The organism is Streptomyces sp. NPDC001270 (genome assembly GCF_042896695.1).
Taxonomy (GTDB): domain Bacteria; phylum Actinomycetota; class Actinomycetes; order Streptomycetales; family Streptomycetaceae; genus Streptomyces.
In genome coordinates, this window is sequence record NZ_JBIAXM010000013.1 from 202,393 (window position 1) to 227,074 (window position 24,682).

A 24,682-nucleotide genomic window follows, 5' to 3' on the forward strand; every position below is an offset into this window, starting at 1 on the left:
GCCGTGCGAGACGGCCGTGGCGGGCGCCCAGGGCGGGCGGGAGCCGAGACGGTCCTGGGCGGTGCCCGGAGGAGGCGGGTGCCGAGACGATCGTTGGCGATGCCCGGAGTGTGCCGGGCGTCGCTCGTCGTAGGCAGGGGCTGGGTGGCACCGTCGGCCGGTCGGCCGGTGTCAGGTCAGCCGCGTACCAGGCCGGGCACGTCGAACCGGCCGCCCGGCTCGGCGGCCACCGCGCGGACGAACTCGGGTCGCTCCGCGAGCAGCCGAACGGGCGGGGTGCCGCGCTCGCGCAGGGCCAGGGCGAGACCGGCCCATGCGCCGGGGCGGCCCAGGCCGGCGGCGTACAGGGCGTGGGCCCGCTCCGGTCCCCGGCGACCAGGGCGAGGTCGGCGGGGGTGGCGCCGGGCAGCCCCGGGGGTCCGGCTCGACCGTGCCGTCGGGCAGGGCCGGGACGTCCGCGTCGGGCAGGGCGCCGCCCGTGGCGAGCGCCGCGGCCACCGCCCGTACGGCTTCCTTGTCCGGCCGTACGTGGTACGACCGCCAGACCCCACGGTGGTGGACGGCGGACAGTTCGGCGAGCCGTGCGGCGGGCTGCGGCACCGGCTCGTCCAGCCAGGGGGCGAGCGCCGCCCGCAGGCCCTCGACCAGACGGCGGCCCGCCGCGGTCAGCGCCGGGCGTTCGCCGAGGACCGTCAGCACGGCCCAGGTCTGCCGGCGCCACAGCGCGAACTCGAAGTGGGCGAGGAGCGCCGCGGGCCCGCCGTCGGCCGACCGCCGGGCCCGCCAGAACGCGGTCACCCGGCGAAGGCGTCCGCCCCGTGCAGCAGCCCGATGAGCGGGCGCGGATCGTCCCGCCAGGGCGCGTGGTAGAGCCCGTCGTCCGTGCCGTCGTGCAGCGGGGCCAGCCGCATCAGCCCGTTGAGCACCGTGTGCCGGAACTCGTGCAGCAGGGTGACCGCCAGTTCGGTGGCCGCGCCCGGTTCGTCGTCGGGATGCGGAGCCGACAGCACCACACAGCCGAAGGCGTCCGAGAAGGAGGCGCTGTGCGGCCTCAGCCGTTCCCCGTGCGGCAGCGACACCAGTGACAGCAGGCCCGCCGACAAGGCCGCCGCGGTGTCCGGGTGGTCCCGCACCAGCACCGCCCACGCCCCCTGCGCGCGGCGCCGCCAGCCGTCGTACTCGGTGCCGGTCAGCTGCGCCGGGCGCCGCGCGTGCCCGCCGACCGGAGGGCGTCCCAGGTCGTCCAGGGCGACGTCCAGGACCTGCCCGGCGCACTCCGCGCGCAGTCGGCGCAGCCCCGACCAGCCGGGCGTGGACGTCTCGGGGTCCCGCAGCACGGCGACATCCCCGATCCGTAGCCCGGCCGGGCCGCCGCACACCTCCGCCGTGTCGCCGTGCGGCACGTCCGCGCGGCCCAGGCCGGGCAGCAGGACGGTGCCGTTCTCGACGGGCACCTCGATCCGGAAGTCGAGGCCCGCGACGCCGGCCGCCGCGGCGGCCAGCCGGTGCAGACCGCCGCACTCGGCCCAGAACGGGACGCCCCCGGCCGCGTGGCTCCCGGTCGTGCCGGACGCGGTCGCGGGCATCGCCCGCAGGGCGTCCGCGACCCAGATCCCGGTCTGCGGGTCGAGGATCACCCGGCGTACCCGGTCCGGGGCCGTGCGCTGGGCCCGGGCCAGCAGGTCCCAGGCGGACGCGGTCGCCGGGAGCCGGCCGGCCCCGTCGGTGACCGGGCCGCCCCGCTCCAGCAGGATCCGCAGCAGCAACAGCCGCCTGCTGTACTCGGCGGCCGGCGGTTCCCGGGCCGCCGGCGCGCTGTCCCCGGCCGAACCGAGCGCCGTGGAGCAGGCCGGGGAGAGCCGGTGGTGTCCTGGTGTCACGTCCGGTTCAGCTTCCCTGACTGCCCGCCACGGAGCTGAGGGGGCGCCGGACGTCGTGCAGCAGCGCCGTGACGGCCGGCCGCAGCGTCGGGTCGTCGAGGGACGGCAGGTCGTCGATCAGCGTGTCGTTCAGGCCGGGGAGCCAGGGCCTGGCATCGACTGCGACTTCCCCCGCCGGCGCTTCGGAATTCATGGGGGATGGTGTCATACACGTTCGTGACACGCTTCTCAAATGCCCGGCCCGGACGGTGTGTCGCGGCGCTCGTCCCGGCGGGTGCGCAGCGCCCCGATCCGCCTATCGGGTGTCTGTGGCCGAACTATCGGGTGTCCTGTGGACGAACGGTGGCGTCAGTGTGGCGGCGATGTGGCGGTACGGGCATGGTGGCGCCGGTGACAGCGTTGGGGAATGACGTCGCCCAGTGCGATCGTTGCCTGAGGTGACCGAATCCAGTGGCAGATTCCGCAGGTTCCGTCCCACCCGATCCCTCTTCCGGAGGTGTGCATCATGGCCGACGCCGCGTCGCGGCTGAAGAGTCTTGTCGAGCACTTGCTGGGAGCACCGCTCCCGGTCCGCGTCCGCGCCTGGGACGGCTCACAGGCCGGCCCACCGGGCGCGCCGGTCCTGGTCGTCCGCAACCGGCGCGCCCTGCGCCGACTGCTGTTCAAGCCGGGCGAGCTGGGCCTGGCCCGGGCCTGGGTCTCCGGCGACCTGACCGTCGAGGGCGACCTCTACTCGGCGCTCGCGCTGATGTCCCCACTGGTGTGGGAGCGCGGCGAGGACACCCGTCCGCTCGGCCGCAGACTGCGCGAGCCCGGGGTGCTCGCCGCCGCCGGTGAGCTGCTGAAGATGGCCGGACCGCCGATCCCGCCCGCCCCGCCCCGCGAGGAGGTCCGCAGGCACCGGCACCTGCACACCAGGCGCAGCGACAAGCAGGCCATCAGCCACCACTACGACGTCGGCAACGACTTCTACGAGATCGTCCTCGGCCCGTCCATGGTGTACTCCTGCGCCTACTGGGAGGAAGCCGGGACCCTGGAGTCCGCGCAGCGCGACAAGCTCGAACTCGTCTGCCGCAAGCTCGGCCTCACCGCGGGCATGCGGCTCCTCGACGTCGGCTGCGGCTGGGGCTCGATGGCGATCCACGCCGCCCGCGAGCACGGCGTGCACGTCGTCGGCGTCACCCTCTCCCAGGAACAGGCCGCCTTCGCCCGCAAGCGGGTCGCCGAGGAGGGGCTGACCGACCGGGTGGAGATCCGGGTGCAGGACTACCGGGACGTCGTCGACGGCCCCTACGACGCGATCTCCTCCATCGGCATGGCCGAACACGTCGGCGCCGAACGCTACCTGGAGTACGCGACGGATCTGTACGCCCTGCTGAAGCCCGGCGGACGGCTCCTCAACCACCAGATCGCCCGCCGTCCGCAGCGGGACGAAACGGCCTACCGGGTGGACGAGTTCATCGACTCCTACGTCTTCCCCGACGGGGAGCTGGCCCCGGTCGGCAGCACCGTGACGCTGCTGGAGCGGGCCGGTTTCGAGGTCCGGGACGTGGAGTCGATCCGCGAGCACTACGCGCTCACCCTGCGCCAGTGGGTGACCCGCCTGGAAGCCGACTGGAATCGGGCGGTCCGCCTCGCCGGGCCCGGCCGCGCCCGCGTCTGGCGCCTGTACATGGCCGCCTCCGCGCTGGCCTTCGAGACCAACCGCATCGGCGTGAACCAGGTCCTCGCGGTGCGCACTCCCGAGCCCGGGAAGTCCGGGCTGCCCCTGCGCACCCGCACCTGGAACTGACCGGACCGCAGACAGGAACGCGGGCCCCTTCCCGAGCAAGGAAGGGGCCCGCGCACATCCGTACCGGATCGCCGGCGGCTACTGCGACTTGATCGCCGCCAGCATGTTCAGCCGGGACGCCCGCCGGGCCGGCCACAGCGCGGCCAGGATGCCGACCACTCCCGCGAGCAGCAGGAAGATGCCCATCCGGGGCCACGGCAGGACCAGTTCGTAGGTCGACAGCCGGGCGCCGATCAGCTGTCCGGCGGCCCAGCCGAAGAACACTCCGAGGCCGAGGCCGAGGATGCCGCCGAAGAGGGAGATGACCAGGGACTCCAGGCGGACCATCCGCTTGACTGCCTTGCGGTCCAGGCCGATCGCGCGGAGCATGCCGATCTCCTGGGAGCGCTCGAACACCGACATGGCCAGGGTGTTGACGACCCCGAGGACCGCGACGATCACCGCCATCGCGAGCAGGCCGTAGACCATGTTCAGCACGATGGTGAACACCTGCGCGATGCTGTCGGACAGGTCCTTCTTGTCCTGGACCAGGATCGCCGGGTTGGAGCCGAGGGCCTTCTCCAGCCGGTCCTTGGCCGCGCTCGACGCGCCGTCCGCGGTCTTGACCATGACCTGCATGTCGGCCGCGTCGGACTGGTGCGGCGCGAGGGTCGCGGTGTCGAGCATGATCCCGCGGATCATGTCGTTGCCCTCGTAGACGCCGGCCACCGTCAACCGCTGCTGCTTGCCGTCCTCGTAGTGCACCGTGAAGTCCGAACCGGCCTTCCAGCCGCGGGACTTGGCGATGTCGTCGTCGACCACGACCTGGGTGCCGGCCACCGTGAACGAGCCCGCATCGACCTTCAGGTCGGTCAGTTTGCCGATGGCCGAGCCGTTGACGCCGGTCAGGTACTCGGTCTCGCCGTCGATACGGGAGGGCGCGCTGCGCAGCGGGCTGCTGGCGGTCACGCCGTCCGTGGCCGCGAGCTTGCGGGCGACGTCGGGGGAGAGCTGGTTGCCGTTCGCCATCGACACGACGTAGTCCGCGCGCAGCGCCGAGCCAGCCATCTTGTCGATCGCCGTCTGGAGGCTGCCCGCCATCACCGTCATGCCGGTGATCAGGGTCAGGCCGATCATCAGCGCCGACGCGGTGGCGGCGGTGCGGCGCGGGTTGCGCACCGAGTTCTGCCGGGCGAGCTTGCCCGCCACCCCGAAGACACGCAGCACCGGGGCCGCCGCCGCGATCAGCGGGCGGGACAGCAGCGGCGTCAGGACGAACACACCGATGATCAGCAGTACGGCGCCCAGGCCCATCGGTGCCTGGCCGTCGGAGCCTTCCATCCCGGTGGCCGCCACGATCACCGCGACGCCCGCCGCCGAGAACAGCGCGCCGATCGTGTTGCGCAGTACCAGCGACTTGGTGGTGGCCTGCGCGTGCAGGCTGCTCATCGCGGCGACCGGCGGGATCTTCGCCGCCCGGCGGCCGGGCAGCCAGGCCGCCAGCATGGTGATGACGATGCCGACCACGAGGGCGGCGGCCACCGTGCCGGGCGTGACGACCAGCGGTCCGTCGGGCATCGTCTGGCCGAACGACCCCATCAGCGAGCGCAGCCCCGCGCCGATGCCGATGCCGGCGAGCAGACCGGCCACACCGGCGACCGCGCCGACCACGAACGCCTCGATCAGCACCGACCGGGTGACCTGGCGGCGGGAGGCGCCGACCGCCCGCAGCAGCGCCAGTTCCTTGGTGCGCTGGGCGACCAGCATGGTGAAGGTGTTGGCGATGATGAACGTGCCGACGAACAGCGCGATGCCGGCGAAGACCAGCAGCCCCTGCCGCAGCCCGCTCATGCCGGAGGCGATCTGCTCGGCCTGGTCGTCGGCGAGCTTCTTGCCGGTGGTGGTCTCGGTCAGGCCCTTGGGCAGGGCGGCGTCCAACTGCGTCTTCAGGGCGGCCTGGCCGGTGCCCGGCTTCGCGCGGACGTCGATCTCGTCGTACGTGCCCGGCTTGCCGAACAGCTTCTGCGCGGTCGCCGTGTCGAACAGGGCGAGGCTGCCGCCCGCGGACACGTTGCCGTCGTCGGTGGTGAAGATGCCGGCGACCTTCGGGGTGAGGACCGGGCCGTCGACCGAGACGCGCACGGTGTCGCCGACCTTGTAGCCGGCCCGCTCGGCGGACTTGGAGTCGATGAGGACCTGGTCCGGGCCGCTCGGGGCGTGGCCGCCGATGAGCGGGTACCGGGCGTCCTTGTCGCCCCAGTAGTTGCCGCCGCGGGACTGCCAGCCGCCGCCGACGAGCTTGCCGTCCTTGTCGGCGATCGCGGTGAATCCGCTGACGACACCGGTGGCGGAGGCGGCACCCGGGACCTTGGCGCTCGCGTCGAGCACCGACTGGGTCAGCTCCGGCGTCTTGCCGGTCCGGTCGCCCGCGGCGTCCTGGTGCTTGGGCTGTACGGCGACGTCGACGCCGTCGTAGCCCTGCGCGGAACTGTTCTGGTAGGCATCGGAGATGGTGTTGGTGAAGACCAGGGTCCCCGACACGAAAGCCACGCCGAGCATCACGGCGAGCACGGTCATCAGGAGCCGGGCCTTGTGCGCGAGTACGTTGCGCAGGGCGGTGCGGAACATGGTGTTCTCTTCAGTCCGTGGTGGGGTCGGGGATCAGCTCGTGCGGCCCTTGGCGTCGAACCGCTTCATGCGGTCCAGGACCGAGTCCGCGGTCGGCCCGTACAGCTCGTCGACGATGTGTCCGTCCGCGAGGAACACCACCCGGTCCGCGTAGCCCGCGGCCATCGGGTCGTGGGTCACCATCACCACCGTCTGCCCCAGCTGGCGCACCGAGTTGCGCAGGAAGCCCAGCACCTCGGCGCCGGAGCGGGAGTCCAGGTTTCCGGTCGGCTCGTCGCCGAAGACGATGTCCGGCTTGGCAGCCAGGGCGCGGGCGACGGCGACGCGCTGCTGCTGGCCGCCGGAGAGCTGGGCCGGCCGGTGGCTGAGCCGTCCCGACAGGCCCACCATCTCGATCACGGTGTTCAGCCACTGCTTGTCCGGCTTGCGGCCCGCGATGTCCATCGGGAGCGTGATGTTCTCCAGCGCCGACAGCGTCGGCAGCAGGTTGAACGCCTGGAAGATGAACCCGATCTTGTCCCGGCGCAACTTGGTGAGCTGCTTGTCCTTCAGGGAGCCCAGCTCCGTGTCGCCGATCCGCACGGAGCCGGAGGAGAACGTGTCGAGGCCCGCGACGCAGTGCATCAGCGTGGACTTGCCGGAGCCCGACGGCCCCATGATCGCGGTGAACTGGGCTTGCTGGAAGTCGACGGAGACCCGGTCCAGGGCGACCACCTGGGTCTCGCCCTGCCCGTAGATCTTCGACAGCTCCGTGGCGCGCGCGGCCACGGCGGTGGCCTGGTGGGCGGCGAGGGGTGTGGTGGTCACGGGAGGGTGCTCCTGTCAGGACGACGGCTTCATGGGGACTGCGTCCATCGTCCCGGCCGCCCGGGGCGCGGGAGTCAGCCGCTGTTCCCGTTCTCGGGGCCGACTCCGGTCGGAGGGGAGAGGGCCGCGTCATACCTGGGGATGACGGTGGGACGACCCGTAAGCAGGAGACGCCGCCGCCCGCCGGGCACCGGCCCGGTGACTTGCCAAGAACAGGTGGAGCGCCCTCGTAGGGACGGTGAAATTCCGTCATTCCGTGTACGCACGTACCCACCGGCCGTCACGCTATTGGCAAGTGCGGATGGACCGTACCGTGGTCTGATGCACCCTCAGACATCAATAAAATAAGACAACATCGGTCCGCGTGCCCGCTGTTCAGGGGGGCCGTCCCGATAGGCTCGGGACCCCCGAAAAGCGGAGCCAAGGCCTGCCCGGATGGTGGAATGCAGACACGGCGAGCTTAAACCTCGCTGCCCTCGCGGGCGTACCGGTTCAAGTCCGGTTCCGGGCACCACTTGGTACATCGGCGCTGACCTGCGGAAACGGCTGGTCGGCGCCATACTTTTGCCCTGCCGCGGAAGCACGACGGGAACACCGGTGGATGCGCCGGTGCGGTCCGGGGCCGGGTGAGGCCGGGTGAGGTCACTCACCCGGGGCCGTGATGCTCTCGGTCCACCTCTGGAGCCATGCGGCCACCTGCCGGCAGACGTCGTCCGGACCCGCGGCGGTCGCGTAGACGACAGGGGGGTGCAGGGCGCTGTCGGCGACCAGCAGGCGGGCCCGTAGAGCCGGGGTCTGTCCCGGCTCCCACCAGACACGGATGACGAGTACTCCGGTGCGAGTGTCAGGAACAGTCATGGCTCCAGCGTCGCGGGCCGCCGCCACCCGAACGTCACCGTCGCGTGCGCAGGGCCGCGACCACGCTGTCCATGCGGCGGCACAGCGCCGGGGAGGGTTCGAGTCCGAGTTCGGTACGGAGCAGCTCGCGCAGCTCGCCGAAGTGCCGCAGGGCCGCGCCGGTGTTCCCCTCCGCGAGGTAGGTCTCGATGACCTGCCGGTGCGCGCTCTCGCGCAGTGGTTCGCCGGCGACTGCCCGCAGGGCCGCGTCCAGCGCCCGGCCGAACCGGCCGGCCGACCGGTGGCCCCGGGCGAGCGATTCCAGGGCGTGCAGCCGCATTTGGTGCAGCCGCTCCCGCTCGACGATCACCCACTCGTCCCACGCCTCCGGCAGCAGGTCGCTGCTCAGGGCGTGGTCCGCCGGCGCCAGGTCCGGGGGCGGCGCCGCGGCGTACCCGTCCGGCCGCCGTGGCGGTTCGGACGGTCCCGGCGGCCCCGGCGGCTCTGACCGTTCCGACCGTTCCGACCAGACGATCACCCGTTGCAGGGTGTCCTCGACGGCCGCCAGATCCGTGGCGATGTCCGGTGACAGCTGAAGGGTGCTCACCGTCGCGACGACCAGCGGCCGTTCCGGTCTGGGCAACCGCCACAGGGCCGAGCGCAGAGAGCCGGCCGCCCGGTCGCCACAGGTGTCGGGCCACAGTTTCCCGGCGACGTGTTCCCGAGTGAGCGTGCGGCGACTCAGCACGAGGAGGCTCAGCAAGCGCCGGCCCGCGGGCGCGACCGGCACGGACCGTCCCGCGTACCGCAGGTCGAAACCGCCCATGAGCGTCAGCTGGGGAAGGTCGCGCGACTGCTGTTCGGCGGAGTGCTCGTCCATTGCGTCTCCTCGGACCGCGAAGAAGCCGTCGCCGGCGGAAAGAGGAATCTCCGGGTGGCACGTCCGGTGGCCCCGGCGGTGTCCGGGGAGTTCGCGGAGTGCGTGGTGTCCGCGGAGTTCTCGGCGTCCGCGGCGTGCCTGGTGTCCGCGGAGTTCGTGGTGACACATGCTCTGCGGCTCCGCCGTGGGCACCGTCGGATCGTCGCCGGCCGGTGGTGCGGCGGCGCGGGCGGGCCGCACCTCCCATTGGAACACCGTGGGTCCGTCCGCACATCTGGGCCCGGACGTCCCCGCCCCGACCGTGCGCACGGCGCACGGACCGGCGCCTTCCTGGCCGCCCCCTGCCCGCGGGAGGCGCCCCGCCGCGCGGGTGACGGCGTGGTGACGACTCGGTGATCCGGTTCCTCCAGGCTCCCCGTGTGACCCGGTATCGGGGACCGGCCATGAGACGAGAGGAGACACCGTGTTCACGCACCGCTCCACATCCTCACCTCCGTCCCCCTGGTGCGCGGGCCTCCTGCCGGGCGCCGGCACCCTCCGTCCGCGGCGCACCGGAATTCCGGCCCGGACCTACGACGCGCTGCTGATGTTCCTCGTCGTCCTGGCCGTGACCCACCAGATGCCCGGCCGGGGGCTGCTCCTCGCCGCCTTCCTCGTGTTCCGGCTGACCAGCCGCCGCCTCGTCCACAACCGGCCGGCACCTTCCGTGCCCGGCCGGCCGGATCCCGGGCGGCGGCGATGAGCGCTCCGGTCACCGCGCGGCCCGCACGTCCCGTCGGCCCGGCCGACACCGCGCAGGTCCTCGGAGACTTCTCCGACATCCGCGCCCGGGGCCGGTGGCGGTTCCGGCTGGCGCTGCTCGGTCCGGCCTTCGTCGTGGCGGTCGCGTACGTCGACCCGGGCAACGTGGCGACCAACGTCGAGGCGGGCGCACGCACCGGCTACCTGCTCGTCTGGGTCGTCGTACTCGCCAACGTCATGGCGCTGCTCGTGCAGTACCTGTCGGCGAAGCTCGGGCTGGCCACCGGCAGGAACCTCCCCGAACAGTGCCGCGAGCTGGCACCGCGGTGGCTGAGCCGACTGCTGTGGGCGCAGGCGGAGCTGGTCGCGATGGCCACGGACCTGGCGGAGTTCGCCGGTGCCGCGCTCGGGCTGAGCCTGCTGTTCGGCATGCCGATCCCGCTCGCCGCGCTGGTGACGGCGCTGGTGTCGTTCGCCGTCCTGGCCTGTCAGCGAAGAGGCTGCCGCACCTTCGAACTCGCCGTGTCCGCCCTGCTGCTCCTGGTCCTGTGCGGATTCGCCTACGACCTGCTGACCGTCGGCCGGCACTCCGCGACCGGCGTCGCGGCCGGCCTGGTGCCCGACCTCCGGGGTGCGGACACCGGGCTGCTCGCCGCGGCCATCGTCGGGGCCACCGTGATGCCGCACGCGGTCTACCTGCATTCCGCGCTCACCCAGCGCCGGGTGCGGGCGGACGGGCCGAACGACCGGCGTTTCCTGCTGCGTTACCTGCGGATCGACTGCGCCGTGGGATTCACCCTCGCGGGCGCCGTCAACCTCGGCATGCTCTGCCTCTCCGCGGCTCTCTTCCAGGACACGGACCTCGGGAGTCTGGACGCCATCACCGCCGCACACGCCGACCTGGGCCGGACCGTCGGCGGCGGAGCGGCGATGGCCTTCGCGGTGGCGCTGCTCGCGTCCGGCATCTCCTCCGCGAGCGTGGGGACGTGCGCCGGGCAGGTGGTGATGCAGGGATTCCTGCGGCGGCGCGTCCCGCTCCTCGCACGGCGCCTCGTGACCATGGCACCGGCGCTGCTCGTGCTGTGCGTCGGGCTTCCCGTCACCTCCACGCTCGTCTTCAGCCAGGTCGTCCTCGCGTTCGGCATCCCCTTCGCCCTGCTTCCGCTCGTCGTCATCACGCGGCGCAAGGACCTCATGGGCCCGCTGGCCAACCGGCCCGTCACCACCGCGGCCGGCGCTCTCGTGTGCGCCCTGGTGATCTGCCTGAACGCCTATCTCATCGTGACCATGGTGAAAGGCGGCTGATACCTGACCTGACCTGACCCGACCCGACCCGACCCGATCCGACCGCCGCGACCGGCCTGAACCCGGAGACCGGCCTGAAGGACCGCTCCGACCGACCGACCCGAAGGACGGCTCCGACCGACCCGAAGGGCTGGGCTGCTCCGACCGACCGTTCCGACCGATCGCTTAGGACCGCCGCGGCCCCGGACCACCGCGACCGCCACAGGCTCCGACCCACTGGCATGACGGACCGTCAGAAACGGTCGGCCAGGCCACCCCACATCAGAAAGGCAGGGCTCCGCCATGACCGAGACCCCCACGCGCGAGGTGCCGCAGCCCATCCGGGACGGCCAGGGGGCCACCGACGACGGCCCGCGCAACACGCAGATGGACCTCCAGAACCCCAACATCCTTGTCCCGCCCGAGACCGACTCGGGCACCGTGCCGAACCTGAAGTTCTCCTTCAGCCAGGCACACATGCGACTCGACGACGGCGGCTGGGCCCGCGAGGTGACCCAGCGCGAACTGCCGATCGCCACCACCCTCGCCGGCGTGAACATGCGGCTCAAGCCCGGAGCGATCCGGGAACTGCACTGGCACAAGCAGTCCGAGTGGGCCTACGTCCTGGAGGGCAAGTGCCGGATCAGCGCCGTCGACCAGGAAGGCCGGAACTTCCTCGAAGACGTCTCGGCCGGCGACCTCTGGTTCTTCCCGCAGGGGATACCGCACCACATCCAGGCGCTGGACGAGGGCGTCGAGTTCCTTCTCGTCTTCAACGACGGCGGATTCTCCGAGAACAACACGTTCCTCATCAGCGACTGGTTCGCCCACACGCCCCGGTCGGTGCTGGCCAAGAACTTCGGCGTCCGCGAGGAGGACTTCTCCTCGCTCCCGACCTCCGAGCTGTACATGTTCAACGGCCAGGTCCCGCCGTCGCTCGAATCCGACCGGATTCTCAGCCCGAGCGGTGACGTGCCCCGCAGCTTCAAGCACAGCCTGGACTCCCAGACGCCGGTGGCCACCAGCGGCGGCACGGCCCGGGTCGTCGACTCACGCAACTTCGAGGCGTCGACGACCACGTCGGCCGCGCTGGTGGAGATCGAGCCCGGCGCCATCCGGGAACTGCACTGGCACCCCACCAACGACGAGTGGCAGTACTACCTCTCCGGGCAGGGAAGGATGGGCGTCTTCGCCGACTCGGGGCGCAACAGGACGTTCGACTACCAGGCCGGGGACGTGGGCTACGTCCCGTTCGCCATGGGCCACTACATCGAGAACACCGGCGACACCCCGCTGAAGCTGCTCGAAATGTTCCTGGCGCCCCGCTTCGAGGACGTCAGCCTGGCCCAGTGGATGGCGCTCACCCCCAGCGAGCTGGTCCGCCACCACCTCAACCTCAACGACACCGTGATGAACTCGCTCCGCAAGGAGAAGCAGCCGAACTTCCGCCCCTAGCGCGGTCCGGCCGATCACCCCGCCCGGCGGCGACTCCTGGGGCCTCCCTCCGCGAGGGCCCCAGGGGGCCTGCCGGGCTCGTCGTACGCTCCGTGTCCGTCCGGGCGCGTGCCGTGTGCCCGGACGTCCGGGTCCGTCTCCCGCCGATGGGGCGGCCGAGGTGCACACCGTCGGTGGCGCGTGCAGGGTGGTGGAGAAGGGGGGTACGTCCAGGAAGACCGGAGGCACTGACCATGCCCACGTGTACCACCCGAGACGGAGTCGAGATCTTCTACATGGACTGGGGGCACGGCCAGCCCGTGGTTTTCAGCCATGGCTGGCCGCTCAACGGCGATGCCTGGCAGGACCAGTTGAAGGCGGTCGCCGATGCCGGCTACCGCGGCATCGCGCACGACCGGCGCGGCCACGGGCGCTCCACCCCGGTGTGGGGCGGCTACGACTTCGACACCTTCGCCGACGATCTCAACGACCTGATCACCACCCTGGACCTGCGTGACGTCACCTTGGTCGCGCATTCCATGGGCGGTGGCGAACTGGCCCGCTACATCGGCCGCCATGGCACCGGCCGGATCCGCTCGGCGGTCCTGCTGTCGGCCGTCCCCCCGCTGATGCTCAAGTCCGCGGCCAACCCCGAGGGCGTCCCGGACGAGGTCTTCCAGCAGCTCAAGCAGGGCATCCTCGCGGAGCGCTCGCAGTTCTGGAAGGACACCTCGGAAGGGTTCTTCTCCGCGAACCGGCCCGGCAACAAGGTCACCCAGGGCAACCGCGACGCGTTCTGGCACATGGCCATGGCCGAGACCATCGAGGGCGGGGTGAAGTGTGTGGACGCCTTCGCGTACACCGACTTCACCGACGACCTGAAGCAGTTCGACGTGCCCACGCTGATCGTGCACGGCGACGACGACCAGGTCGTACCCATCGACGCCACCGCCCGCAAGTCCGTGAACATCATCCCGGACGCCGAGTTGAAGGTGTACGAGGGCGGCAGCCACGGCATCGCGATGGTGCCCGGCTACAAGGAGAGGTTCAACGCCGACCTGCTGGAGTTCCTGCGCCGCTGACCCCGGCGGAGCCGTGGTCCGGCCCGCCGCGCCCGGTGTGCCCGGTGTGCGGCGGGCCGGACGCGCGCCGCTCAGTCGGTGCCGAGGGGCGTGCGCGCGCCGCTCAGTCGGTGCCGAGGGCGGTGCGGAGGGTGGTGACGGCCTGGGTGATGGCGGCCTCGGCGGCGTTGGTCTCGCGGAGGGCGTTGAGCATGACGAAGTCGTGGATGACGCCCTGGTAGCGGACGGCGGTGACGGGGACGCCGGCCTGGCGGAGCTTGCCGGCGTAGCGCTCGCCCTCGTCGCGCAGGACGTCGGCCTCGGCGGTGATGACGAGGGCGGGCGGCAGACCGGTGAGCTGGTCGGTGGTGGCGCGCAGCGGGGAGGCGGTGATCCGGGCGCGGTCCTCGGGGTCGGTCGTGTACTGGTCCCAGAACCACTGCATGGCGTCGCGGCGCAGGAAGTAGCCCTCGGCGAACTGGTGGTAGGAGCCGGTGTCGAAGGCGGCGTCGGTGACGGGGTAGAAGAGGACCTGCTGGACGAGGGGGACGTCGCCGCGGTCCTTGGCCATGAGGGTGAGGGCGGCGGCCATGTTGCCGCCCACGCTGTCGCCGGCGACGGCTATGCGGGTGGCGTCGAGGTTCTTCGCCGGGCCGTCGGTGACGATCCAGCGGGCTACGGCGTAGTTCTGCTCGACGGCGGTGGGGTAGCGGGCCTCGGGTGAGAGGTCGTACTCGGGGAAGACGACGGCGGCACGGGTGCCGACGGCGAGTTCGCGCACGAGGCGGTCGTGCGTGTGCGCGTTGCCGAAGACCCAGCCCGCGCCGTGGATGTAGAGGACGACGGGCAGCGGGCCGTCGGCGCCGGCCGGCCGGACGACACGGGCCTTGACCGATCCGGTGGGTCCGCCCTGGACGGTGATCCACTCCTCGTCGACCCGCGGCTTGTCGACAGCGCCCGACTGGACGTCGTCGACGGCCTTGCGGCCCTCGACGGGGCCGAGGTCGAAGAGGTAGGGCGGGTTGGCGGTGGCCTCGGCGAACGCGGCGGCGGCGGGTTCCAGCACGGGACGGCCGGTCTGCTCGGACATGGGGCTCCTCCTGCGGTACGTCGATGCTCGGTGCACCCGGCCGGTCCGGCTGGGCACGGGCAGAATAGTAGTGCACTACTGAGTCGTGCACAACTAAAATGCCTGGCATGGTGTTGTGGGCGCTTGAACGGAGCGGGCGGACAGGCGGACAGGCGGGCGGGCGAGGCGTGATCACTTGCCCGTGGTGCCCGTGGTGCCCGTGGTGACGGTCGCCGTGACGGATGCCTGCCCGTGGTGCGTGCGGTCAGGGTCTTGCCGACTTGTCATGGACCGTGGACCATGGACCGGGCGACGAAAGGTCGTGATCATGGCATCCGACGCGAACCGGGCCCGCGCCCTGTCCTTCGACGGTGTCGCCACGCAGTACGCGGGCGCCCGCCCCGGCTATCCGCCGGACCTCTTCGACGCCGTGGCGGAACTCGCCGGCCGGAGACTGGCCGGGGCCGACGTACTGGACTGCGGAGCCGGCACCGGTATCGCCACCCGGCTGCTGCGCGAGCGGGGAGCCCGTGTCGTCGCCCTGGAGCCGGGCGCGGGCATGGCCGGAGAACTGCACCGGGCCGAGCCGGAGGTCCCGTTGGTACGGGGCGAGGGCGAAGCCCTGCCGTTCGCGGCCGGCAGTTTCGACGTGATCACCTATGCGCAGAGCTGGCACTGGACCGATCCGGCCCGCTCCGTTCCCGAGGCGTTGCGCGTCCTGCGCCCGCACGGGGCGCTGGCCCTGTGGTGGAACCAGGCCGACCTCCGCGTCGCCTGGGTCGCGGAGGAGGAGGAACGGCTCGCGCCCTTCACCCGCCGCTTCCCGACGACCGTGGCCGAGCTGTTCACCGCGTATCCGGTCCAGGTGGCCACCCGCGAGTTCACCTGGTCGCGCCGGATCACGGTCGACGAGCACACCCGCAACCTCGGTACCCACTCGCACTTCGTGATCATGGATCCCGCCGAGCGCGCCGACATCCTCGGCGCGAACCACACCGCGCTGGTGCGGGACTTCCCCGCCGGCGCACTCGACGAGCCCTACCGGTGCGGCCTGACCGTCGTGCGGCCGGCCGCCTAGGGACGTCGTACGGCGCCGTCGCGCCGCGAAGTCGGGAGAGCCGAGAACGCCGAGAACGCCAGGGCCGCCGCCGCTGCCGTGGCCGCCGCCAGGGTCATGGTGAGGGGCAGGGAGCGGGCGGCCAGCGGGGCGGCGAGGGCCGCGCCCAGCGCGAAGGCGGTGATCTTCAGGCTGGCGCCGGTGGTGAAGATCTGGCCGCGCAACCCGGCCGGGGCCTCCCGGTGGCGCACCGCGAACAGGGCGGTCAGGGACGGTCCTTCGGCGATTCCCGTCAGGACTGCGGCGGCGATCAGCGGGACCGGACGGCCGGGCACGGCCAGCGCCGTTGCCGTCGCCTGGAGCAGGCACCCGGCCCACACGACCGTGTCGGGGGCGACGGTGCGCGGGAACCGGGCGAGCAGGGCGTTGGCCGCGAGGGCGGAGGCCGCCGCGCAGGACAGGAGCGCCGCGCCGCGGTCGGCTCCGCCGAGGGCGCGCTCACCCAGGAGCGGGAGGCAGGCCGTCACCATGCCCTGACCGATGCAGGCCACGACCGAGGTGAGGGTGGCCCGGGCCAGCCGGGGCCTGCCGACAACGGCCCGCAGACCGGCGGCGACCCCGGCCGACACGGAGGCGGGCGGGGAGGAGGGCGCGGAGGTGGGTGGGGAGGAGGGCGTGGAAGTCGGCAGGGCGGCGGGTGGGGAAGAGGACAACGAGGCGGCGCGTGGGCCGTCCGTCCCCGTGGGCCGGGTGGGCAGCAGCCAGGCCGTGGGCGCCGCCACCCCGATGAGGGCCGCTGCCAGCAGGACGGCCGTCGGTGCCCCCAGCGCCGCCGCTGCGCCGCCCGCGAGGGCCGGTCCGGCCAGGCTCGCCGCGCCGAATGTCATGGCGTCGAGCGCGTTCGCCCGGGGCAGCCGGTCGGCGGGCACGACGTGCGGCAGCTGGGCCGTCCAGCCGCCGGACAGCGCCGGACCCAGCAGCCCCGTGACCACCGCGAGCAGCAGGCTGAGCGGGAACGGGAGCCGCCCGAGTCCCAGCAGGACCAGCGTCAGACCCGCCGCGTACAGCACGAGTGCCGTGGCCAGCAGGCGGCCGGGCCGCGCCACCCGGTCGAGCAGCGCGCCCAGTACCGGGCCACCCACGGCCGCGGCGACGGTGACGCCCGCGAGCAGGGCCGCCGCCGCGGCGGCCGATCCGGTACGGGCGAGTCCCGCCAGCATCAGCGCGGGTCCCGACATCTCGTCCCCGGTACGGGCCGCCAGCGCCCCGGCTAGTGCCCCGACAGGCAACGTTCGCCCCGTCGCGACGCCCGGCACGCACTCTCGCCGCACCGGCCGAAAGCCCAAGTACGTCCAGTACGAGGACTTCCGGCCGGCACTCCCCCAAGCTCTTCGAGCAGGGGGACCCCCAGAGCACGCACCGAACGCCGCTCCTTGACGGGCAAACGTTGCCTGCCGAGGCACTAGATGGGCGAGCGGGCCGCGGCGGGAGCTGCGACGCGTCGCGCGACGCTCACGTTCACTCACGCGCGAGACGTTAGGGGGGTAACGGAAAACTCCGCAATATGCGTTACATTCGACCGGTGTCCACCACCACCGACGACTGGTCCACCCGGCACTCCGTGCTGACCATGGCGCGCCGTACCGCCGCCCTGGTCAACGTGCTCGGCCCGGACGCCCCCGACCCCGCCGAGGTCGCCCGGGTGCTCCGCGAGCACGGGGAGAGCGATCCCCTCGACCTCACGGCGCGGGACGTCGACCTGATGCGCGGCGCCGCCGCCCGGCTGCGGGAGGTCTTCGCCGCCGAGGACGCCGACGCCGCTGCCACCGCGCTCAACGGGCTGCTGCGGGCGCACACCGGACGGCTCCGGCTCACCTCGCACGGCGGCGGCACGCCCTGGCACCCGCATCTCGACCGCGCCGACGACGCCCCCTGGGACGAGTGGTTCCTCGCCTCGTCCTGCATGGCGCTCACCGTCCTCGTCTGGGACCGCCAGCGCCCGCCCGGCCGCGTTTGCGCGTCGGCCGCCTGCCACGACGTCTTCATCACCCAGGGCAGCGGCCCGGAACGCCGCTACTGCTCCCGCCGCTGCGCGACCCGCGAGCGCGTGGCGGCCCACCGCGCCCGCGCCGCCCCGGGAGCCCCGGAGGCTTCGAACAGGTGAGGCCGACCCCGGGGCACAGGCGCAGCCTGTTGACACCCGGCGGGCGGGGTCGCAGACTCACGGAAGCAGAATGGTGAAGTAAATTTCACCAGGCGAACAAGTGAAGGCGTACGCAGCGCCGAACACAGCGGCTCGGCCAGGCGCACCGGGGCCGCCCGCACGGCTCGCCGGTGCGAGCCGCCGAACACCGTGACCCCGTGACACCGTGGAAAGGGAAACGACCGATGCGTACCACCGTCGGCATCATCGGAGCCGGACCCGCCGGACTCCTCCTCGCCCGGCTGCTGCACGTCGCCGGCATCGACTCGGTCGTCCTGGAGGGCCGCGACCGCGCCTACGTCGAGCACCGCCAGCGGGCCGGAATCCTGGAACAGGGCACGGTCGACGTGCTGCGCGCGGCGGGCGCCGGCGAGCGCATGGACCGGGAGGGGCTGCGGCACGACGGGATCGAGCTGCGGTTCGCCCGGCAGCGCCACCGCGTCGACTTCCCCGGGCTGGCCGGCGGGCGGTCCGTGATGGTGTACGCCCAGACGGAGGTCTGCAAGGACCTCATCGCCCTCCAGCTGGAGGAAGGCGGACCGCTGCTGTTCGAGGCGGAGGCGCTGGCCGTGGAGGACGCCGACACCGCCCGCCCGCGCGTACCGTTCCGGCACGACGGCCGCGAGGACGTCCTGGAATGCGACTACGTCGTCGGCTGCGACGGCTTCTGGGGCGTGGCCCGCACGGCGTTCCCCGCCGCGCTCTCCCGGACCTTCGAACGGACCTACCCCTACGGCTGGCTCGGCATCCTCGCCGACGTCGCCCCCTCCCACGACGAACTGGTCTACGCCCGCCACGACCGCGGCTTCGCCCTGCTGTCCATGCGCTCCCCGCGGGTCTCCCGCCTCTACCTCCAGGTGCCGGCGGACACGGACGCCGCCGACTGGAGCGACGACGCCATCTGGACGGAGCTGGAGCGGCGTTTCGAGACCGCCGACGGCTGGCGGCTGGAGCGCGGCCCGATCACCCAGAAGTCGGTCACGCCGATGCGTTCCTACGTCCACGAGCCCATGCGGTACGGCCGCCTCTTCCTCGCCGGGGACGCCGCCCACATCGTGCCGCCCACCGGCGCCAAGGGGCTGAACCTCGCCGTCGGGGACGTCGTCACCTTCGCCCGAGCGCTGACCCACCGGCAGGAGACCGGCTCGGCCGGGCTCCTGGACGCCTACTCCGCCACCTGCCTGCGCCGCGTCTGGCAGGCGGAGCGCTTCTCCTACGACATGACGACCCTGCTGCACCCGGCCCCGGACGCCACCGACTTCGAGCACCGCCTCCAGCTGGCCCGGCTGGAGCGCATCGCCGCCAACCGGGCGGCCCGGACGGACCTGGCCGAGGGCTACACGGGATTCCCGCTCGACTGACGCGCCCCGCGATGGGCCGTTTTGTCGAACGCCCGTTCGGTAATTCGGCCGAACGGACGTGTAGCGGAACTGTCATGGAATGCCGCTCTCCGTGGCCGGGAATGGGGCTTCCGCGTAGCGTGTTGCGAGCACGGCTGGGAAAAGATCCTCCCCAGGTACTAGGGTCTATCCTTTGCCAACCTATTACTCTTGAGCCAAGGCCGCGCAGGGTGGCCGTGGAGGAGTGAAATGAGGAGCAGCAACCCGGTCTTCTCGCGACGGGGGTTCAGCCGCGACAACGGCTACGCGGGCTTCAACACCGCGCCGCAGGCCGGGTACGCGACGGGCAACCCGTACGCCCAGGGCGGCAACCCGTACGCGACGAACCCCTACGCCCAGCAGACCCAGCAGCACGGCGCTCCGCCGCAGGCCCCGGCCGCCGCCGGCCGGATGACGATGGACGACGTCGTCATGCGCACGGCCACCACGCTGGGCGTGGTCGCCCTCGGCGCCGTCCTCGCCTGGGCCCTGCTCCCGGTCTCGTCCGGCAGCTTCGGCCTGGCGATCGGCTCCGCGCTGATCGCGATGGTCCTGGCCCTGGTGCAGAGCTTCAAGCGCACCCCGTCCCCCGCGCTGATCCTGGGATACGCCGCCTTCGAAGGCGTCTTCCTCGGCGTGATCAGCGAGATGTACAACAGCCGGTGGAGCGGTGCCCCGTTCCAGGCGGTGCTCGGCACCCTGGCGGTCTCGGCCGCGACCCTGGTCGTCTACAAGGCCGGCTGGATCCGCGTCACTGCCCGCTACGCCCGCATCGGCATGGCCATCGCCATGGCGTTCGTGCTGGTCATGGTGGTCAACCTGCTGCTGGTGGCGTTCGGTGTCGCCGGTGACGGCGGGCTGCGCAGCTTCGGTCCGCTGGGCGCGATCGTGGGCATCATCGCGATCCTGCTCGGCGCGTTCTTCCTGACCCTCGACTTCAAGCAGATCGAGGACGGCATCGCCTACGGCGCCCCGCGCAAGGAGGCGTGGCTCGCCGCGTTCGGCCTGACCCTGACCCTTGTCTGGATCTACGTGGAGATGCTGCGACTCGTGGCGATCTTCAGTAGCAACGATTAGCCGGTAGCCGGTAGCCGGTAGCCGGTAGCCGGTAGCCGGTAGCCGGTAGCCGGTAGCCGTCCGGCCGTCGGGATCCGTCCGGCTGCCGGTCGTGAACGACCGGCCGGTGACAGCGCGAAGGGCCCTGGGGTTTTCCCGGGGCCCTTCGGCGTGGTGGACGCACGCGCTAGAGAAGTTTGCGCGCGGCCCGCCTCAAGTCGTACTCATGAACAAGCGCCTTGGCATGGCCGTACGCGAGATTGTGCTCGTGGCGGAGCCAGCTGACCTTCTCCTCGAAGCGGAAGAGGGCGGGGCCTTCGTCGACGGTCCGCAACCAGTCGGACACTTCACGACCGGTGCAGCGGGGGATACGGGCGAGCAGATTTCGGTGGGTCTCTTCCGAGAAGACTTCGGACATCGGCGCCTCCGGACGCATTCGAAGCCAGTCCTTCACGTCACCGTGCCTGAGTGTTGGCACATTGGCAACACTCCTGGTAAGAGGCGTTACGCTCACCGCGTGGTAGATACGACGCCCCTCACTCGTGCCGTGGATCACTTCGCCGACCGGCTGCGCGCGGCCCCGCAGAGCCGCTTGCAGCGCAGCGCCGCCGCCGAGGCGCTGGGTCTGGCAAGGGAGTTGGCCGTGCGCGCCCAGCGGATCGAGGACCCCGCGGTGGAGCCGCGGGAGATGCCGGACGCCGGTATGTTCGCCGCCGCGGACCAGATCACCGTGGCCGGACACGACCTCGCCCTGGTCCTGCGGAGCGACACCGAGGTCGCGGAGGCGGTGCGCCTGGTCGACGAGGCCCGGCAGCGCGCGGGCGTGTAGCGGACGTGCCGGAGAGCCCACCGTACGCACCGCGCAAGCGCGGACGGGCGGGGCCGCGGACGGTCTACAGGGACGTGATGACCCGGTCGGCCAGGATGTACACGGTCTCCTCGCCGCAGGCGAACGTCAGCGTGTACGCGCCCGAGATGCCCGAGCCGCCCAGCAGGACCGGTGCCTCGCCGGAGCGCAGGGCCGCCGCCAGGTGTTCCGCGGTCTCGCGGTGGCCGGGCGTCATGCACAGGGTCGTGCCGTCGGCGAAGACATAGACGTCGAGGGTGCCGAGCGGGCCAGGCCGGACGTCGGTCAGTTCCACGCTGGACTCGGCCAGCTCCTCCAGGGTGGACAGGGTGCGCTCGTGGTCGCCCACGACCGGTGACTGCACCGGCACGAAGTCCGGGTGCGAGGGGTGCCGGCGGCGGGCCGCGGCCAACTCGGGGGAGTCTCCGCCGGAGAACTCGTCGGCCTCCGTGGCCGGCTCGGCCAGCGGCTCGGCGACCGGTTCCAGGCCCGCGAAGTCGGTCTGCCGGGGCAGGAACGGCTCATTGTCGGCGAGGCCCAGCAGCGAGGGCGCGTCGGAGGCGTCCCGGGCCTCCTGCGCGGCCCAGAACGCGCGCGCCTCGGCCAGCTCACGCTCCCGTTCCTCGGCGAGCGCCTCGGCGACGGCGGCGCGTATCTGCTCGGTGTCGGTGGTGGTGCGGGCGGCGGGCAGCAGGGCGCGTGCGGCCGCCGCCTGGCTCTCCGCGAGCTGGGTGTGCAGGGCCGTGACCTGGCGGCGCAGCACGAGAACGGTGCGCAGGACGGCGACGCCCACGGCGCCCGTGGCGGCCGTGGTGAGCAGCAAGGCGATCGGCATGGCGCTCACTGACGTACTCCCGGTTCAAAGTCGACCCCCGACTTCCTACATCAGCTTGAAGGGCGGACTAACCAGCTGTCAGTGCGTAACGTCACGAAACGGACAGGACTTTGGGCCTGGGGTTTACCTCCACAACCGCTCTGACCTGCGGGATATCTCCCGGAAGGGAGATAGGTCACATCCTGGGGGAGATTGGATCACAAATCGACCCGGCGTTCGGTTCTGCTGCGAACGCCGGGCCGTTACGGTCACGTCGGGTCCCACGACGGTCACCGTGCGGGACCGCGACGTTCGCCGGGGCGGGCGCCGCGGTGGTCGGTCGCCGTGCGGGCGGTGACGGCCGGTCGTCGCCCAGGGCCGTGGCGGCCGGCCCCGGGCGCCGTCGGGTCAGGCATGCCGTCAGCTCAGGCGTTCGAGGACCATCGCCATGCCCTGGCCGCCGCCGACGCACATCGTCTCCAGGCCGAGCTGCTTGTCGTGCCACTGGAGCGAGTTGACGAGGGTGCCGGTGATGCGGGCGCCGGTCATCCCGAAGGGGTGGCCGACCGCGATGGCGCCGCCGTTGACGTTCAGCCTGTCTAGGTCGACGCCGAGTTCGCGGTAGGAGGGGATCACCTGGGCGGCGAACGCCTCGTTGATCTCGACCAGATCGATGTCGTCGATGGTCAGACCGGCCCGGCGCAGCGCCTGCCGGGACGCCTCCACGGGGCCGAGGCCCATGATCTCCGGGGACAGTGCGGAGACCCCGGTCGACACGATCCGGGCGAGCGGGGTGAGGCCCAGCTCGCGCGCCTTGGTGTCGGACATGATGATCACCGCGGCGGCGCCGTCGTTCAGCGGACAGCAGTTGCCCGCGGTGACCAGCCCGTCCGGGCGGAAGACCGGCTTGAGGCCCTGGACGCTCTCCAGGGTGACGCCCGCGCGGGGGCCGTCGTCCTTGGCGACCACCGTGCCGTCGGGGAGTGTCACCGGGGTGATCTCGCGCTCCCAGAAGCCGTTCTTGATGGCCGTCTCGGCGAGATTCTGCGAGCGGACGCCGAACTCGTCCATCTCCTGCCGGGTGATGCCCTTCCAGCGGGCCAGGTTCTCGGCGGTCTGGCCCATCGCGATGTACGCGTCCGGGACGAGACCGTCCTCGCGCGGGTCGTGCCAGGTCGTGCCCTCCTGGGCGGCGACCGCGGCGGTGCGGGCCTCGGCCTCGGCGAAGACCGGGTTGTGGGTGTCCGGCCAGCTGTCGGAGCTGCCCTTGGCGAACCGGGACACCGTCTCGACCCCGGCCGAGACGAAGACGTCGCCCTCCCCGGCCTTGATGGCGTGCAGGGCCATCCGGCTGGTCTGCAGGGACGAGGAGCAGTAGCGGGTGATCGTGCAGCCGGGCAGGTGGTCCATGCCCATCTGTACGGCGACGATCCGGCCGAGGTTGTTGCCCTGCTCGCCGCCGGGCAGGCCGCAGCCGAGCATGAGGTCGTCGATGTCCTTCGGGTCCAGTGCGGGGACCTTCGCCAGGGCGGCCTGGATGACCGTGGCGGTGAGGTCGTCCGCGCGCAGCTCGGTCAGGGAGCCCTTGCGGGCGCGGCCGATGGGGGAGCGGGCGGTCGAGACGATGACGGCTTCGGGCATCACGGCTCCAGGGCGATCGGGCGGGGACAGGGCTTCCTGCGAAGCTACCCGTACGTACCGTCGCGGTCACCGGCGGCGCGGTGTGACCCTGGCCGCAGTTTTCTAAGCGCTTGCTTTTCCGCTGTCGGGGCGGCCCCCGGCCGGCCCGCCGCAGGAGCGGCGGGCCCGCCCGCCGGGGGCGACGGCTCCCGTCACGAAGGCTGCGCCGACGCAGAGGGCTCGGAGGCCGGCTCCGGCTCGTTGACCCGCCGCCTGCGCCGCCGCTTCAGCAGCGCCCACGGTCCCCGGGGACCCGTCGGCATCGCCGCCGTGACCTCCGTACCTCCCTCGGACGCCGCCTCCGCCGCCGCTCGGGCGACCGGCAGGAAGCCCTCGTGCCGCGACACGTCCGGACGTTCCTCGTCCGCCGGCCACAGGCCCAGGACCGCGCACACCGTCGGCAGCACCGCCATCGCCGCCGTCGCGTACCCCTCGGCCGAGGGGTGGTAGTTGTCGGGGCCGAACAGCTCGCGCGGGTTCGCCGCGAACTCGGGGCCCAGCAGGTCGCCGAGGGACACCGTGCGGCCCCCCTGCTCCACCACCCCGATCGTCTGGGCCGCCGCCAGCTGCCGGGAGGCCCGGCGGGCCAGCCAGCGCAGCGGCTGCTGCACCGGCTCGATGGTGCCCAGGTCGGGACAGGTGCCCACGACGACCTCGGCGCCGGCCGTACGCAGCCGCCGGACCGCCGCCGACAGATGCCGCACCGAGCGGGTCGGCGGCATCCGGTGGGTCACGTCGTTCGCGCCGATCATGATGACGCAGACGTCCGGCACCGGGTCGCCCCCGGACGTCACCTGCGCCACCTGACGGTCCAGGTCGTCCGACTGCGCGCCCGGCAGGGCGACGTTCCGCAGCTCCACCGGGCGCTCCGCCACCGCCGCCAGACCGGAGGCGAGCAGCGCGCCCGGCGTCTGGCCCGCCCGGTGCACCCCCTGGCCCGCCGCCGTGGAGTCGCCGAGCATGATCAGCCGCAGTGGTGGCTCGCCGGGGACGGCGTAGGCCCGGCCGTACAGCCCCTCCGCCGACGGGACCCGGTCGGCCGTGCCGTTGCCGACATGGCGCTTGGCCAGCTGCACCTCGGCCAGCAGCAGACCGACGGCGGCCGCCCCGACCAGCCCGGCCCCGCCGCCCCCGTACGCCGCGCCGGCCGCGATCCGCCGGGCCACCCTCGCCCTCGACATGCTCGTCATACGACGCCGTCACCTCCTCCTTGCCGTTCATCGAGACCTTGCCCCGTACCGCCCGTCGGCCAAT

23 protein-coding genes and 1 tRNA gene are annotated in these 24,682 nt (G+C 72.4%); 11 read left to right on the forward strand and 13 right to left on the reverse strand.

From position 1 onward, the window contains the following. Positions 1-171 precede the first annotated feature (171 nt). Genes ACFY2B_RS23235 through ACFY2B_RS23245 form a run of 3 tightly spaced genes read right to left on the reverse strand, consistent with a single transcriptional unit; the run spans position 172 to position 2,073 of the window. Entirely contained in the window at positions 172-798 is a 627-nt protein-coding gene (locus ACFY2B_RS23235; RefSeq protein WP_390764992.1) for a hypothetical protein, read from the reverse strand. Continuing rightward, on the reverse strand, positions 795-1,880 hold the full coding sequence (locus ACFY2B_RS23240) for an aKG-HExxH-type peptide beta-hydroxylase (protein ID WP_390764993.1): 1,086 nt from the start codon (positions 1,878-1,880) through the stop codon (positions 795-797). The genes ACFY2B_RS23235 and ACFY2B_RS23240 overlap by 4 nt, the downstream gene beginning before the upstream one ends. Positions 1,881-1,887: 7 nt before the next feature. Further along, complete coding sequence (locus ACFY2B_RS23245) at positions 1,888-2,073, reverse strand: hypothetical protein (RefSeq protein WP_390764994.1); 186 nt, start codon at positions 2,071-2,073, stop codon at positions 1,888-1,890. Positions 2,074-2,385: 312 nt separating this feature from the next. On the opposite strand from ACFY2B_RS23245, the gene ACFY2B_RS23250 reads away from it, so the two are divergent. Continuing rightward, positions 2,386-3,672: a class I SAM-dependent methyltransferase gene (locus ACFY2B_RS23250; protein ID WP_390764995.1), complete on the forward strand. Its 1,287-nt coding sequence runs from the start codon at positions 2,386-2,388 to the stop codon at positions 3,670-3,672. Between the two features lie 78 nt (positions 3,673-3,750). On the opposite strand, the gene ACFY2B_RS23255 is transcribed toward ACFY2B_RS23250, so the two are convergent. Both ACFY2B_RS23255 and ACFY2B_RS23260 read right to left on the reverse strand, forming a co-directional pair. Continuing rightward, the gene (locus ACFY2B_RS23255; protein WP_390764996.1) at positions 3,751-6,279 is read right to left on the reverse strand and encodes an ABC transporter permease; all 2,529 of its coding nucleotides are present in this window, start codon (positions 6,277-6,279) and stop codon (positions 3,751-3,753) included. Between the two features lie 33 nt (positions 6,280-6,312). Further along, positions 6,313-7,086: an ABC transporter ATP-binding protein gene (locus ACFY2B_RS23260; RefSeq protein ID WP_390764997.1), complete on the reverse strand. Its 774-nt coding sequence runs from the start codon at positions 7,084-7,086 to the stop codon at positions 6,313-6,315. 429 nt (positions 7,087-7,515) lie between these two features. Between ACFY2B_RS23260 and ACFY2B_RS23265 the strand changes: the two genes are divergently transcribed. Continuing rightward, positions 7,516-7,600 (forward strand) — tRNA-Leu (locus tag ACFY2B_RS23265). Positions 7,601-7,728: 128 nt separating this feature from the next. Here ACFY2B_RS23265 and ACFY2B_RS23270 read toward each other — a convergent pair. Next, positions 7,729-7,944, reverse strand: coding sequence for a hypothetical protein (locus ACFY2B_RS23270; RefSeq protein WP_390764998.1), 216 nt, complete (start codon positions 7,942-7,944; stop codon positions 7,729-7,731). Positions 7,945-7,978: 34 nt separating this feature from the next. Next, a complete protein-coding gene (locus tag ACFY2B_RS23275; RefSeq protein WP_390764999.1) occupies positions 7,979-8,803 on the reverse strand; it encodes a BTAD domain-containing putative transcriptional regulator in 825 nt (274 codons plus the stop codon). Positions 8,804-9,266: 463 nt separating this feature from the next. On the opposite strand from ACFY2B_RS23275, the gene ACFY2B_RS23280 reads away from it, so the two are divergent. The 4 genes from ACFY2B_RS23280 to ACFY2B_RS23295 all read left to right on the forward strand — a co-directional run bounded on the left by ACFY2B_RS23280 (position 9,267) and on the right by ACFY2B_RS23295 (position 13,344). After that, complete coding sequence (locus ACFY2B_RS23280) at positions 9,267-9,545, forward strand: hypothetical protein (protein WP_390765000.1); 279 nt, start codon at positions 9,267-9,269, stop codon at positions 9,543-9,545. Continuing rightward, positions 9,542-10,849 carry an Nramp family divalent metal transporter gene (locus tag ACFY2B_RS23285; RefSeq protein ID WP_390765001.1) on the forward strand — a complete coding sequence of 436 codons (1,308 nt, stop codon included), beginning with the start codon at positions 9,542-9,544 and terminating at the stop codon, positions 10,847-10,849. The genes ACFY2B_RS23280 and ACFY2B_RS23285 overlap by 4 nt, the downstream gene beginning before the upstream one ends. Positions 10,850-11,131: 282 nt before the next feature. Continuing rightward, positions 11,132-12,283 (forward strand): oxalate decarboxylase family bicupin, encoded by a 1,152-nt coding sequence (locus tag ACFY2B_RS23290; protein WP_390765002.1) that lies wholly within the window; start codon positions 11,132-11,134, stop codon positions 12,281-12,283. 233 nt (positions 12,284-12,516) lie between these two features. Further along, positions 12,517-13,344, forward strand: a complete 828-nt coding sequence (locus ACFY2B_RS23295) for an alpha/beta fold hydrolase (RefSeq protein WP_390765003.1) — start codon at positions 12,517-12,519, stop codon at positions 13,342-13,344. 103 nt (positions 13,345-13,447) lie between these two features. On the opposite strand, the gene ACFY2B_RS23300 is transcribed toward ACFY2B_RS23295, so the two are convergent. Continuing rightward, positions 13,448-14,413 (reverse strand): alpha/beta hydrolase, encoded by a 966-nt coding sequence (locus tag ACFY2B_RS23300; RefSeq protein ID WP_390765004.1) that lies wholly within the window; start codon positions 14,411-14,413, stop codon positions 13,448-13,450. A gap of 307 nt (positions 14,414-14,720) precedes the next feature. On the opposite strand from ACFY2B_RS23300, the gene ACFY2B_RS23305 reads away from it, so the two are divergent. Then, complete coding sequence (locus ACFY2B_RS23305) at positions 14,721-15,470, forward strand: class I SAM-dependent methyltransferase (RefSeq protein ID WP_390765005.1); 750 nt, start codon at positions 14,721-14,723, stop codon at positions 15,468-15,470. Here ACFY2B_RS23305 and ACFY2B_RS23310 read toward each other — a convergent pair. Continuing rightward, the gene (locus ACFY2B_RS23310; RefSeq protein ID WP_390765006.1) at positions 15,467-16,687 is read right to left on the reverse strand and encodes an MFS transporter; all 1,221 of its coding nucleotides are present in this window, start codon (positions 16,685-16,687) and stop codon (positions 15,467-15,469) included. The two genes, ACFY2B_RS23305 and ACFY2B_RS23310, sit on opposite strands and share 4 nt — an antisense overlap. Before the next feature lie 326 nt (positions 16,688-17,013). On the opposite strand from ACFY2B_RS23310, the gene ACFY2B_RS23315 reads away from it, so the two are divergent. The 3 genes from ACFY2B_RS23315 to ACFY2B_RS23325 all read left to right on the forward strand — a co-directional run bounded on the left by ACFY2B_RS23315 (position 17,014) and on the right by ACFY2B_RS23325 (position 20,108). Continuing rightward, positions 17,014-17,613, forward strand: coding sequence for a CGNR zinc finger domain-containing protein (locus tag ACFY2B_RS23315; protein ID WP_390765007.1), 600 nt, complete (start codon positions 17,014-17,016; stop codon positions 17,611-17,613). A gap of 224 nt (positions 17,614-17,837) precedes the next feature. Continuing rightward, a complete protein-coding gene (locus ACFY2B_RS23320) occupies positions 17,838-19,013 on the forward strand; it encodes a 4-hydroxybenzoate 3-monooxygenase (protein WP_390765008.1) in 1,176 nt (391 codons plus the stop codon). Between the two features lie 228 nt (positions 19,014-19,241). Then, a complete protein-coding gene (locus ACFY2B_RS23325) occupies positions 19,242-20,108 on the forward strand; it encodes a Bax inhibitor-1/YccA family protein (protein ID WP_390765009.1) in 867 nt (288 codons plus the stop codon). A 166-nt stretch (positions 20,109-20,274) separates the two neighbouring features. Here the strand turns inward: ACFY2B_RS23325 and ACFY2B_RS23330 are convergent, their stop codons facing one another. Beyond that, positions 20,275-20,505: a DUF4287 domain-containing protein gene (locus ACFY2B_RS23330; protein ID WP_376532123.1), complete on the reverse strand. Its 231-nt coding sequence runs from the start codon at positions 20,503-20,505 to the stop codon at positions 20,275-20,277. Between the two features lie 99 nt (positions 20,506-20,604). Between ACFY2B_RS23330 and ACFY2B_RS23335 the strand changes: the two genes are divergently transcribed. Continuing rightward, positions 20,605-20,916, forward strand: coding sequence for a hypothetical protein (locus ACFY2B_RS23335; protein ID WP_390765010.1), 312 nt, complete (start codon positions 20,605-20,607; stop codon positions 20,914-20,916). 64 nt (positions 20,917-20,980) lie between these two features. Here the strand turns inward: ACFY2B_RS23335 and ACFY2B_RS23340 are convergent, their stop codons facing one another. From ACFY2B_RS23340 to ACFY2B_RS23350, 3 genes are all read right to left on the reverse strand, one after another. Continuing rightward, entirely contained in the window at positions 20,981-21,778 is a 798-nt protein-coding gene (locus ACFY2B_RS23340) for a hypothetical protein (RefSeq protein ID WP_390765011.1), read from the reverse strand. 390 nt (positions 21,779-22,168) lie between these two features. Continuing rightward, positions 22,169-23,389: an acetyl-CoA C-acetyltransferase gene (locus ACFY2B_RS23345; protein ID WP_390765012.1), complete on the reverse strand. Its 1,221-nt coding sequence runs from the start codon at positions 23,387-23,389 to the stop codon at positions 22,169-22,171. 191 nt (positions 23,390-23,580) lie between these two features. After that, on the reverse strand, positions 23,581-24,618 hold the full coding sequence (locus ACFY2B_RS23350) for an SGNH/GDSL hydrolase family protein (RefSeq protein ID WP_390765013.1): 1,038 nt from the start codon (positions 24,616-24,618) through the stop codon (positions 23,581-23,583). Positions 24,619-24,682 lie beyond the last annotated feature (64 nt).